At 51.1% G+C, this 13,518-nt stretch carries 7 protein-coding genes; all 7 read left to right on the top strand.

Annotation, left to right across the window (positions count from 1 at the left end; translation table 11 throughout):
* Positions 1-33 precede the first annotated feature (33 nt).
* The 7 genes from HMPREF0721_RS03460 to HMPREF0721_RS12770 all read left to right on the top strand — a co-directional run bounded on the left by HMPREF0721_RS03460 (position 34) and on the right by HMPREF0721_RS12770 (position 13,471).
* The gene (locus HMPREF0721_RS03460; RefSeq protein ID WP_242821848.1) at positions 34-792 is read left to right on the top strand and encodes a site-2 protease family protein; all 759 of its coding nucleotides are present in this window, start codon (positions 34-36) and stop codon (positions 790-792) included.
* 13 nt (positions 793-805) lie between these two features.
* Positions 806-1,897, top strand: a complete 1,092-nt coding sequence (gene ispG / locus HMPREF0721_RS03455) for a flavodoxin-dependent (E)-4-hydroxy-3-methylbut-2-enyl-diphosphate synthase (RefSeq protein ID WP_006598166.1) — start codon at positions 806-808, stop codon at positions 1,895-1,897.
* Between the two features lie 35 nt (positions 1,898-1,932).
* The gene (locus HMPREF0721_RS03450) at positions 1,933-6,225 is read left to right on the top strand and encodes a PolC-type DNA polymerase III (protein ID WP_050786956.1); all 4,293 of its coding nucleotides are present in this window, start codon (positions 1,933-1,935) and stop codon (positions 6,223-6,225) included.
* A gap of 51 nt (positions 6,226-6,276) precedes the next feature.
* Entirely contained in the window at positions 6,277-7,071 is a 795-nt protein-coding gene (locus HMPREF0721_RS03445; RefSeq protein ID WP_050786955.1) for a M15 family metallopeptidase, read from the top strand.
* 190 nt (positions 7,072-7,261) lie between these two features.
* Positions 7,262-9,904: a valine--tRNA ligase gene (locus tag HMPREF0721_RS03440; protein ID WP_006598163.1), complete on the top strand. Its 2,643-nt coding sequence runs from the start codon at positions 7,262-7,264 to the stop codon at positions 9,902-9,904.
* Positions 9,905-10,073: 169 nt separating this feature from the next.
* On the top strand, positions 10,074-12,797 hold the full coding sequence (locus HMPREF0721_RS03435) for a cation-translocating P-type ATPase (RefSeq protein WP_006598162.1): 2,724 nt from the start codon (positions 10,074-10,076) through the stop codon (positions 12,795-12,797).
* A 98-nt stretch (positions 12,798-12,895) separates the two neighbouring features.
* Entirely contained in the window at positions 12,896-13,471 is a 576-nt protein-coding gene (locus HMPREF0721_RS12770) for a transposase (protein WP_040639881.1), read from the top strand.
* Positions 13,472-13,518 lie beyond the last annotated feature (47 nt).

Genomic DNA, 13,518 nt, shown 5'->3' with positions numbered 1-13,518 from the left:
GATACTTTTCTTTTTATCATATTGACCTTATTCATGCTGACCGTTTTGGTGGTGGTGCATGAGTTTGGCCATTTTATCGTGGCCAAAAGAGCCGACATTTATGTTATTGAATTTGCGATTGGCATGGGGCCTATGCTATTTGCGCATCAGGGGAAAGAAACACGCTTAACGATTCGGGCGTTACCGATCGGCGGTTTTTGTCGCATGTGGGGTGAAGCGGAATCGTCTGGAGACGGTTTGGCTGACGAGGCGGTGTCGGGTCCCAATTTGCCGGCCAATCGGTCTTTTATGCATTTGTCCAAGGGGCGAAAAATGCTCGTGCTTTTGGCGGGGCCGGCAATGAATTTTGTTTTGGCTGTTCTGACGATGATGGCGGTTTATCTGCTGGGAGGCCATGGCGCTGCCTCTGCGATCAAGGGTGCCTTTGCCAGCGTCGCACAATTTACCACGGCCATTTACCAAAGTTTTCGAATGATTTTCGCCGGGCAAGCGGGACTCAACGATTTTGCCGGACCGGTAGGATTGGTCGGTATGGTTGGCAGTTTTTATCGTTATGGGCTGCGGGCGATGCTCAGTTTCACCGCTTTTATTTCAGTGAATTTGGGGGTGCTTAATTTGTTGCCGCTGCCGGCATTGGATGGCGGCCAGATACTCATCGCGGCGATTGAAGCGATCATCCGAAGAGATTTGGATCCGGAAAAGGCGGCTTGGATTAACGGTATTGGCTTTGCGGCGCTGATGGCGCTGGCAGTCGTGATCGCGGTTAATGACGTGCTGCGCTATTTGCATTAAGCGCAAAAGGAAGATGGAAATGAACGAAGACAACTTGACGCAAAGAACAACACGAAGACCGACTCGAGAAGTGGCGATTGGCGGTGTGAAGATTGGCGGGGAAAACCCGGTGGCGATCCAATCCATGTGCAATACAGATACTCGGAATATAGCCGCGACTGTGAATCAAATCAAGGCATTGACGGCGGCAGGCTGCGATATTGTTCGCGTCGCGGTTCCGGATCAGCCGGCGGCGGAGGCTATTTCGGCGATTCGCTCGCAGATTGAGATTCCGCTGGTGGCCGACATTCATTTTGATTATCATCTTGCGCTAACGGCCATTGCAAAGGGGATCGACAAGCTGCGGATTAATCCGGGCAATATCGGCGGGCGCGAAAAGGTTCACGCTGTGGTGGCCGCGGCAAAAGAACGCGGGATCCCGATTCGTATCGGCGTGAACGGGGGTTCGCTGGAAAAAGATCTGCTGATACAATACGGCGGACCGACGGCGGAGGCGCTTGTGGCCAGCGCGGAGCGGCACATGGCCTATCTTCTGGAGGATGATTTTCACGATATTGTGGTGTCGATGAAATCCTCGGACGTGCTGACGACTATTGAGGCGTATACGCTGTTTTCAGAGAAATACGATTACCCGGTGCATCTCGGCGTGACGGAAGCCGGCATTTTAAAAAGTGCGGCGATTAAGTCATCCATCGCGTTGGGGCATTTATTGCTGGCGGGTATTGGCGACACAATGCGGGTGTCTGTCACCGGAGATCCGGTCAGCGAAGTTGAAACGGCGCAAAGCATTCTCAAAGCGGTGGGGCGTTATTCGGCCAAGCGGCCGACGGTCGATGTGGTTTCCTGTCCGACCTGCGGACGCACCGAGATTGATCTGATCGGCATTGCCAAAGAAATGAACAAGCGATTGGCACAGGTTGAAAAAGATATCAAAGTGGCGGTCATGGGGTGTGTGGTGAACGGCCCGGGCGAGGGCAAAGAAGCGGATATCGGCGTGGCCGGCGGCAAAGGCAAAGGCGTTTTGTTTAAAAAGGGCAAAGTTTTTAAAACGGTGAATGAATCCGAGATCATCGATGCGCTGATGACGGAAATTGACAAAATGTAGTGCGGCGGCAAGACATTATTAAAGAAAGAGATGCGATGAGTTTAATTGCAGAAAAACAGGCGGCGTTCAAACAGGTGGTGGCCAAATATCGGCTGATGCCGCAAAAGGTGGAAATCTCCGAAGCACAGCAGGCGCTGACATTGGTCTTTAAAAGTGAAGACGGCAGTTCCTGTGACCGCATGGCGGTGCAGCAGGAGCTTTCCGCCGTTTTTGATTACGCAAAATCGGTTGGAGTGGTGATTGAAGCGCCGTTAAAATCCCAAGCGGATCCGGCAATTTTTGAGGAAGCACAGAAGATCTCTGTGAATTTGCCAGGTGAAAATAGAGAAGATCGTGCAGCAGCCTTTATTGACCAAATGGCCGGGAGTGGAGTTATTCCGACTGTTGCAGAACTTTCTGAAGAGCGGTCGCCCGAGCCGCCGTCCGGCATGCCCGTTGAAGGTTTAACGGAAGTGCCGGAGATGCAAAAATCCGAGGAAGACGAAGCGGCACCGCCTTTCATTCCAGAGACACCCTCGAAATCAGCATCGCGAATCGAAGCGCGGATGCAGACCGCGATGGCCCAGAATGTTGCGATTATGAAAAAGGGAATGGGCACGCCGTTGACGTCCTCCAAAAAAGGCAAAACGGATTTTGAATCGATTACCGGTTCGATGATCATGGGCAAACGCTTTACCGTCGCACCGGAAGGACTTGACACCATTGATTTTGAGGATAACCTGACGACTGATAAAGAACGGCATTGCTACCGAGGGCGAATCTTCGGCTTTAATGCCCGGGAACTGCGAAATGGCAAACAATTATTTGAGTTTAATATCACCGATGAACGGGCATCGATTTCCTGCAAGATTTTTGTGGGGAAAAATGCCAGCGCGATTAAAGAACGGTTGAAAAACGGTATCTGGGTGCAGGTGGAAGGCCAGGTGTCCTTTGACGAATATGCGCACGAAAAGCAGCTGATGCCCCGGGTGATTGAGGAAGTAGATCGCCCTGTGCGCACAGATGATGCGAAGATCAAGCGTGTGGAGCTGCACATGCACAGCCAGTATTCGGCGATGGATGCGGTGAGCAAAGTCAAGAAGATCGTGCGGCAGGCGGTGGATTTCGGACACGATATTTTTGGGATCACCGACCACGGCGTGGTGCAGGCTTATCCGGAAATCATGAAGGAGACCAAGGGCAAGGGCATTAAGGTGCTCTATGGCCTCGAAGGCTATCTGGTGAACGACGATATTCGCATTATTACCGGCGATCAGGATGAACCTTTCGGCGGCGAATTTGTCTTTTTCGATTTGGAAACCACCGGCCTTTATGCCGGGCGCGATGCGATTATCGAAATTGCGGCCGTCAAAATCAAGAATAAACATGTGCTGGATACCTTTCAGACGTTTGTGAATCCCCATCGGCCGATCCCGCAGAAAATCACCGAACTGACGAGCATTACCGATCAGATGGTGGCCCAGGGAAAAGAGGAGGAAGCAGCGGTTCGCGCTTTTCTCGATTTTTGCGACGGCAAAATTCTTGCGGCGCACAACGCTTCTTTTGACATGGGTTTTATGAGTATTGCCTTAGAGCGTTATGGGATCCCCAATACGATCACCTATGTGGATACCCTGCCAATGGCCCGGACATTGATTCCGGATATTGCGCGCCATAATTTGAAAAAATTGGCAAGCTATTTCAAGATTGATATGGGGCACCACCATCGCGCCATTGATGACAGCATTTGTTCGGCTAAAATTTTCGTGCGTTTGATGGGGCTGGCGGAAAAGCAGCATTGCGATCGCGCGGCGGATTTGAATCGGCTGATGCGGTTGGAGCAGATTATTAAGACCGAACGGCCTTATCACGTGATTATTTATGCGAAAGATCAGGACGGGCTGCAGGCGCTTTACGATTTAGTATCGGCCTCCCATGTGGATTATTTTTACAAGAAACCGCGTATTCCAAAATCATTGCTTCAGAAAAAGCGCAAGCATCTTTTGATCGGATCGGCGTGTGAAGCTGGAGAACTTTATACGGCTGTCAAGGAAAACTGGAACGATGCAAGACTGCGGCCGATTCTGGATTTTTATGATTATTACGAAGTGCAGCCCTTGGGCAATAACGCTTATCTCATGCGAAACGGCGACTTAACTCGAGACGATCTGATCGAAATCAACAAGCGCATCATCGCGCTGGGCCGGCAGGAAAATAAATTGGTGGTGGCCACGGGGGATGTGCATTTTGTCGCGCCGACGGATGCCCAGTATCGGCAGATTCTTCAGGCCGGGCAGGGCTACCGTGATGCAGACGAGCAGCCGCCGCTGTATTATCATTCGACTCGGGAAATGCTCGACGAGTTCGATTATCTGCCGGATGATGCGGCTTATGAACTGGTGGTGACCAACACCCGCAAAGTGGCGGACCTGATTGATGATGTGAAGCCAGTGCCCGACGGGACTTTCCCGCCGGTGATCGAAGGCTCGGATGATGAAATCCGCAATTCTGTTTACGCCAATGCGAAAGAACTTTACGGTGATCCGTTGCCGGATATTGTGGCTGACCGCATCCACAAAGAGCTCACGTCCATCATTGGTAACGGCTATTCGGTGCTCTATCTGATTGCCGAGAAACTCGTCAAGCATTCGCTGGATTGCGGTTATCTGGTTGGCTCCCGGGGATCGGTCGGCTCGTCGCTGGTGGCGATGCTCTGCGGCATTACCGAGGTCAATTCGCTCCCGCCGCATTATATCTGTCCTGAATGCAAGCACGTGGAGTGGTTTGACTCCACCAAAGTGGGGGTCGGGCCGGATCTGCCGGACAAAATCTGCCCGGAATGCGGTCATGCGCTCAATAAAGATGGCTTTGACATTCCTTTCGAAACGTTTCTTGGGTTTAAAGGCGATAAAGAGCCGGATATCGATTTGAATTTCTCAGGCGACAATCAAAGTGAAGCTCACCACTATACCGAGGTGATCTTTGGCGAGGGCAAGGTGTTTCGCGCCGGGACCATCGCGACTCTGGCGGACAAGACCGCCTATGGCTATGTCAAGAATTATCTGGAAGAACGGGGAATCGTCGTCAGCCATGCGGAGATGGATCGCCTGATTGAAGGCACAGCCGGTGTGACGCGCACCACCGGGCAGCATCCCGGCGGGGTGATGGTCGTGCCGAAGGACAAAGAGATCACGCAATTCACACCGGTGCAGTATCCAGCCAACGATCGGGACAGTGGCACCCTGACGACGCATTTCGATTATCATTCCATTGAAGGGCGGCTGCTTAAACTCGATATTCTTGGCCACGATGATCCGACGATGCTGCGCATGCTCAAGGACATTACCGGTGTGGATCCGACGACGATTGCATTGGACGATCCCAAGATTATCGGTCTGTTTGAGGGCACGGATTCGCTGGATTTAATTGACGACGATTTTGATGTGCCGCTGGGCACCTGCGGCATTCCGGAATTCGGGACCAGTTTTGCCAGGCAAATGGTGCTCGATGCCCATCCGGATTCCTACGCCGATCTGATTCGATTGTCGGGGTTATCCCATGGGACCGATGTGTGGCTGGGCAATGCTCAGACGCTCATTGAAAACGGTACGGCCACGCTGAAGGAAGTGATCTGCTGCCGTGACGATATTATGCTTGGGCTCATCTCGATGGGACTGGCGCCGGAGCGTGCGTTCTGGATCATGGAACACGTGCGCAAGGGGAAGGGGCTGCTCGACGACGAGGAACCCTATATGCGGAAAAATAACGTGCCGGAGTGGTATATCGATTCCTGTAAAAAAATCAAATACATGTTTCCGAAAGCCCACGCAGCGGCCTATGTGATGATGGCTGTTCGCATCGCGTATTATAAAGTGTATTATCCGCCGGCCTATTATGCGGCATGGTTTTCCATTCGCGCTAAGGAGTTTGATCTCGGTGTTATGAAAGCGGGCAAAGAAGCCGTCGTGCGCAAGATGAACGAAATCAAGGCGCAGGGTAATAAGGCCAGCAATAAAGACAGCAACCTTTATACCTCGCTGGAATTGGCCTGGGAGATGTTCTGCCGGGGCTACAGCTTTGCCAATGTCGATATTTATAAATCCCATTACCGTTATTTCACGCTCGATGGCAAAACGTTGATTCCGCCATTAACCGCAGTGGACGGCATGGGCGAGGTGGTGGCTAAAAGCATTTATGAAGAGGCCAAACGCAAGCCTTTTATGTCTCGGGAGGATATGCAAAACCGCGCCCATGTGAACAAAGCCAATATGGATGCACTGGCGGCCTTTGGCTGTCTGTCGGAATTGCCGGAATCTAATCAGATGTCATTTCTCACTATGCTGGGTTAAGTGATGATAAAATAATAAGCGATAAAATGTGAGAAATGCGGGGAGGGTGCTGTGGTTAATAAAAGCCTGACAAAAAAAAGACGACGAGAAATATTGTTGATTGCGCTTTTATTATTGGTTGTTCTTTTGGTGATGACAAGCGTGCGTGCCTGCACGCGCCGAAAACGTCACGCGGCACAAAAGCAACAGACAAAAACCGAGGCCCAAAGCCCAAAGCAGCCAGCCTTGTCGCCGCAGACAAAACTTAAAAACGCTGCGGCGCAGACCGGCAATACCGCCCAGCTCATTAATAAAACACATACGCTGCCGCCTTCTTATGTGCCGAAAGATCTGGTGAAGGTAAACGCGGCGAGTTATCGCACGGTGTATCTGCGCAAAGAAGCGGCTCAGGCTTTGGCGACCATGTTTAATGCTGGAAAAAAGGCCGGCGTGAATTTGTATTGCTCTTCCGGGTACCGTTCGTATGCCGATCAGCAGAAGATTTTCAGCAATCACATGGCCTCGATGGGTAGAGCCAGAGCCAATGCCATTAGCTCCAAGGCGGGACAAAGCGAACATCAAAGCGGGTTCGCCATGGATGTGACCTGTCGGGCGATGAGCGGTGATTTGCAGGAGCGCTTTATCCAGACCAACGAAGGAAAATGGCTCGCGGCTCACGCCCACGAATACGGCTTCATCGTCCGCTTTCCTAAAGGGAAGGAAGCGAGCACCGGCTACAGCTATGAGCCCTGGCACATTCGCTATCTGGGGAAGGATCTGGCGACAAAGGTGAACGCCAGCGGCCTTTCCTATGAAGAATATCTTGCGAAGAACGCGAAATTGGCCACGGTTATTGACGGACAATAACTGAAAAAGCAGGACCTGAAGGGAGACCTTTGGGTCTTTTTTGATAGGAAGGCACTCCAGTGTTATGAAGAACTTTTTGTCGGTGATTGAAAAAAGAAAATACTTGCGATAGAATATTAAAGCCATTAAAAATCAAGGAAATCCCCATTCAATACAAGCGTTCGTTCGCTGTGCAGGAAAGGATCAATGCATGAAAAAGGAAATGTCGAAAGTTTACGAACCCCATGAGGTTGAAAATAGAATTTATGATTGGTGGCGGAATGCCGGCTATTTCAAACCGGAGGTTCATCCGAACGGCGAGGCCTACACCATCATTATGCCGCCGCCGAATATTACGGGGCAGTTGCATATGGGGCATGCTTTTGACAACACCCTGCAGGATGCGTTGATTCGCTTCAAGCGGATGCAGGGCTACGCGGCGCTTTGGGTGCCGGGAATGGATCACGCGTCCATTGCAACGGAAGTCAAGGTGCTCAATCAAATCAAAGAAGAAGAAAACCGATCCAAAAGCGATTTGACCCGGGAGGAGTTTCTGGAATATGCTTGGGATTGGGCAAAGTTTTATCGCAATCGCATCCGTCAGCAAATCACCAAACTCGGAGCATCCTGCGATTGGGACCGGGAACGCTTCACGATGGACGAAGGCTGTTCCAAAGCGGTAAAATCCACCTTTGTGCGCCTTTACGAAGCCGGTTTGATTTACAAAGGCAGCCGCATCATCAATTGGTGCCCGGATTGTCAGACGGCGCTTTCCGACGCTGAGGTAGAATATGAGGAAGAAAACGGCCATCTTTGGCATCTGCGCTATCCCTATGCCGATGGCGAGGGCGAAGTGGTCGTCGCGACCACCCGGCCGGAAACCATGCTCGGAGATACCGGCGTGGCAGTGAACCCTGCCGACGAGCGCTATACCGATCTGGTGAGCAGGGACGTCATGCTGCCGCTGGTCAACAGACGGATTCCCGTGGTGGCGGATGATTATGTGGATATGGCTTTCGGGACGGGCGTAGTGAAGATGACGCCGGCTCACGACCCCAATGACTATGCGGTTGGCAAGCGCCATAACCTTGAAGAAATCAACATCATGAACGAAGACGGCACGATGAACGACAAATGCGGGAAATACGCCGGGATGGATCGTTATGAATGCCGCGAAGCCATTTTAAAGGACTTGGACGCCCAAGGCTATTTGGTTAAAACCGAAGATCATGTGCACAATGTGGGCCATTGCTACCGCTGCCACACCACGGTGGAGACCATGACTTCCGAGCAGTGGTTTGTGGATATGAAACCGCTGGCGGAGCCGGCCATCGCGGCGGTGCAGCAAAGCAAGACCCGATTCATTCCCGAGCGCTTTGAAAAGATTTATTTTAATTGGATGGAAAATGTCCGCGACTGGTGCATCTCCCGCCAGCTTTGGTGGGGGCATCGCATTCCTGCCTGGACCTGCGACGATTGCGGTGAACTGATCGTGGCGGAAGAAACGCCGGCGGTTTGCCCCAAATGCGGTCACACCCATCTGACACAGGATCCGGATGTGCTCGACACTTGGTTCTCGTCGGCGCTCTGGCCGTTTTCGACCATCGGTTGGCCGGAAGATACGGACGATCTTAAAAAATTCTATCCCAATGATGTGCTGGTTACGGGTTACGATATTATTTTCTTCTGGGTGGCTCGGATGATTTTTATGGGGATAGATGCCATGGGGGAAGTGCCTTTTTCGGATGTGTATATCCATGGACTCATCCGGGACGCGCAGGGCCGCAAGATGAGCAAATCGCTGGGCAACGGCATCGATCCGCTCGAAGTGATTGAAGACTATTCGGCGGATGCGCTGCGCTTTGCCATCATCACCGGAAACTCAGCGGGCAACGACATCCGCTGGACTCAGGATAAAATCGAATCCAGCCGCAATTTTCTGAATAAAATCTGGAACGCTTCTCGTTTTGTGCTGATGAACATGACAGAAGACACGGACCTCGACGTTAAAAATGTGCGGTTGGAGCTCACCGACAAATGGATTTTGAGCCGGCTCAATCAGACCATCGCCGAAGCCACGGCCAATATGGAAAAGTACGAGCTGGGGATCGCCGCTTCCAAGATTTACGATTTTACCTGGAGTGAATTTTGTGACTGGTACATCGAAATGGTCAAGCCGCGTTTTAATTCGGATGATGCCGTCAGCAAAAAGGCTGCGCTGACCACGCTGAATTATGTGCTGCAAAATATTTTAAAGCTCCTGCATCCGGTGACGCCCTTCATCACTGAAGAAATTTACCACTATTTGCCGGCGTCGGATAAGGCTATCATTGTGGCGCCCTGGCCGAAGGCCGACGACGCGCTGATTTTTGAAGCCGAAGAAAAACAGGTGACTTATTTGATGGGCGCGATCCGTGCGATCCGGAAGATCCGCAAGGAAACGGGCGTGCCGTCCAAAAAGCAGGCCGATGTTTTTGTGACGACCGATAATGCAGCGGATATCGCGGTTTTGACGGCTGCCTTGGATATGCTGGGCAAGATGGCCGGCGTGTCTGCCGTGCACGCCATTGATTTGGACGAAGTCAAGGCGGATTATGTCGCGGCAGTGGTGGAGGATTCCACCCTCTATTTGGCACTTAACGATTTGGTAGACAAAGAAAGGGAACTGGCTCGGCTGAACAAAGAAAAGACCAAGATTGAAAAAGATCTGAAACAGACCAGCGGGAAACTCAAAAACGAAAAATTTCTGGCCAATGCGCCGGATGCTGTGATTGAAAAGGAAAAAGGCAAGGATCGGGAAAACCGGGAAAAGCTGGCTCAGGTGTGCGACCGCATCCAGGCACTGGAAGCTTAATTAAGAATCCGGCAGGCTGAATTTTTAAACTTTACATTCGTCAAAAGCTTTGGTATACTACGGTACATTCAAAGGGGAGTAACTCACCCATGGGTTTATCTGATCGTCATTTCGGGCATGTCCCCGGTCAGGTATCAAATGATTATTTGCGAGTAAGACCTTTGTTTCAATGCAATACTGCGTTGAAACAAAGGTCTTTTTTAACGTAGGGGCATCGGGGCGTCCGCGATTCGAGGAGGAAAAATTGAACGAAACAGGAAAATCAGCCTATCTGTTATCGGTTGAAGAGACGGAGCAAATTTATAAGACGGATCACCTTTGCGGGTTGACCGCCGAAGAAGCGACGCGTCGGTTAACCGTTTATGGTAAAAATAAACTGGCCGAGGGAAAAAAGAAATCTCTGATTGTGCGCTTTGCGGAGCAATTTAAAGATTTTTTGATCGTGGTGCTCATCGCCGCGGCGATCATTTCCGGGTTCTTGGGCGAAGTGTCCGATACGGTTCTGATTTTAATGATCGTGGTGCTCAACGCGGTGATCGGTGTGGTGCAGGAGAGCAAAGCTGAATCGGCTATGGAAAGTCTGAAGCAATTGACCATCCCGGAAGCCAAGGTGATTCGGGACGGAGCGCAGACGGTGGTGCGTTCGGAAGATTTGGTGCCGGGAGATCTTGTGGTGCTGGATGCCGGGGATGCCGTTCCGGCTGACGGGCGCATTGTGGCCGAGGCCGCCCTGCAGGTGCAGGAATCAGCATTGACGGGTGAATCGGTGCCCGTTGAAAAGGCGGTTACCGGCGATTTTGATGACAAAACACCGCTGGGCGACCGGGTCGATATGGTTTATATGAGTTCGGCGGTGACCTATGGCCGAGGCCGGTTTGTGGTGACCGGTGCCGGAATGGATACTGAAATCGGAAAAATCGCCGGGATGCTGCAAACTTCTGAAAAATCGGTGACCCCGCTGACCCGCAGCATCAACCAGCTGGGGAAAACCTTGGCGATCGCCGCCTTGGCAGCCTGTATTGTGATTTTTGCTGTCGGGTGGCTTCGCGGCGGCAATCCCATCGAAATGTTCTTGACAGCCGTTTCACTTGCGGTGGCGGCGATCCCGGAAGGGCTTCCGGCAGTGGTAACGGTAGTGCTCGCCATGGGCACAACGCGTTTGGCTGCCAAACATGCCATTATCCGCAAATTGCCTGCCGTGGAAACGCTGGGCTGCGCCTCGGTGATCTGCACTGATAAAACCGGCACCCTGACCCAAAACCGCATGACCATCAAGAAGGTTTATGCCAATGAAGGCATTATCGATGCGGAAAAGATCAAAGAGGATGGTTTTATACCGTCAGAAAAATTTGTGGTGCGCATTGGTGAGCTTTGCAATGATGCATCCATTATCGAAGAAAACGAAAGGGTTTTGGAAATCGGGGATCCGACAGAAGTCGCCATGGTGGCGTATGCCGACGATTTGGGGTTTGATAAGGCGCTGAATATGCATGAAATTCCGCGTATCGGTGAGATCCCCTTTGATTCAGATCGAAAGCTTATGACGACCATTCACGCATATGGCGATACATTTATGAGCTTTACCAAAGGCGCACCGGATGTGCTTTTGGCGCGCTGCACCCAGTATCTTAAGGGCTATGACGTACTGCCGTTGGATGATGGGGCACGCAAAAAAATTATGGCTGCCAACGCCGAGATGGCTGACAACGCCTATCGGGTTTTAGGCTATGCGTTCCGGCAATATCCAGAACAACCTGCGGCGGAAGTCGGCACAGTGGAAGCGAATTTGATTTTTGCTGGGCTCACTGGGATGATCGACCCGCCGCGCGAAGAGGTGAAGCCTTCCATTGATGAATGCCGCCGTGCGGGGATTCAAACCGTGATGATCACCGGTGATCACAAAAACACTGCGGTGGCCATTGCCAGAGATCTCGATATTTACAGGGAAGATTCCCGGGCGCTTTCCGGCGTGGAATTGGATGCTTTGTCAGATGCAGAATTGGACGAGGTTATTGAAAAGACCAGTGTTTATGCACGGGTCTCACCGGAACACAAAGTGCGGATTGTTAATGCCTGGCAGCGGCGGGGAGACGTGGTTGCGATGACCGGCGACGGCGTGAACGATGCACCGGCGCTTAAAAAAGCGGATATCGGTTGTGCGATGGGCATCACCGGGACCGATGTCTCCAAAGAAGCGGCCGATATGATTTTAACGGACGATAACTTTGCAACGATTGTTTCGGCGGTGCGGGAAGGCCGCGGGATTTACAACAATATTAAAAAAGCGGTGCATTTTCTGCTCAGCTGCAATATTGCAGAAATTTTGATTCTCTTTGTCGCGACGATCATCGGCTGGGCGCAGCCACTTTTGCCGGTGCACATTCTTTGGATCAATTTGGTAACGGATTCGCTGCCGGCATTGGCACTTGGCGTCGAAAAAAACGACGATGATATTATGGATTATGAACCGCGCAGCCGTAATGAAAGCATTTTTGCCGGTGGCCTTGGCGGACGCATCGTCTTTCAGGGAATTGTGTTGTCGCTGATTTCCCTGGCGGTTTTCTGGTATGGCACCCATCGTTACAATTTGCTGGCCGGCCGGACGATGGTTTTTGCCGTGCTCGGGCTTTCCCAGCTGACACATGTGCTTAACGTGCGCAGCGAAAGCAAAACGGCATTCCACAACTTGTTCACGAATCGTTATCTGTGGGGAGCTTTATGTATTTCGGCGTTTGTCCAATTAATTGTGATTTTTGTGCCGGGACTGCATTTATTTTTCAGAGTCCGGATGCTTGCGCCAATGCAGTGGCTGATTGTGGCATTGGCAGCGCTGGCGCCTTTGGTCGTGGTGGAGGTGACCAAGTGGCTTGGCCGCCATTTTAAAAATGACTGATATCAGTGTCTGGAATAAAAACAAAAGGCTCCGGCCGCTCCCACTCTCTCTTTGATATGTACCCTCTTTACTGGACATCCAGTAAGGAGGGTATTTTTATGCGATATAGTTATGCGTTCAAAAGAAAATGCGTTGAAATGTATCGTCATCAGAAGCAGTATCCAAAGACACCAAAAGGTGTCAAAGCCCAAACTTTTCAGAAGCATGTAAGAGAGTGGGTGGAACTTGAAGATTGTCATGGGCCAGAGATTTTAAAACACAAGCATGCTAACAAAGTCTGGACAGCGGACGAAAAGTTTGATCTTGTCTCTGAAGTTTTGACAGGTGAATCGGCTCGCTCCGTGGCCATACAAGCTGGGATTAATGATGGTCTTTTATACAGTTGGATACGTAAATATAAGATTTCTGGCTATAATGGGCTTATAAGTTCAAAGAAAGGACGAAAGCCAAAGTACCCAGATATGAAGAAGAAACTCAATATCAATAATCCCAGAAAGCTTGTGGAAACTGAGTATGAAGAACTGGTTCGATTAAGGGCGGAGAATGCTTATATAAAGGCCGAGAACGCAGTGATAAAAAAAGAGATCGCCTTGAGAGAAGAAAAGGAAGCTCTTCGTCTCAAGGCGAAAAAGCAGCGATCGTTAAAGCACTCAAAGCAGAAGGACACCCATTAAAATGTCTGCTAAAGGCCATGGGATTACCCCGATCCACTTATTACTTT

This window comes from Pseudoramibacter alactolyticus ATCC 23263 (assembly GCF_000185505.1).
Taxonomy (GTDB): domain Bacteria; phylum Bacillota; class Clostridia; order Eubacteriales; family Eubacteriaceae; genus Pseudoramibacter; species Pseudoramibacter alactolyticus.
This window is presented reverse-complemented; position numbering and strand designations above follow the sequence as displayed.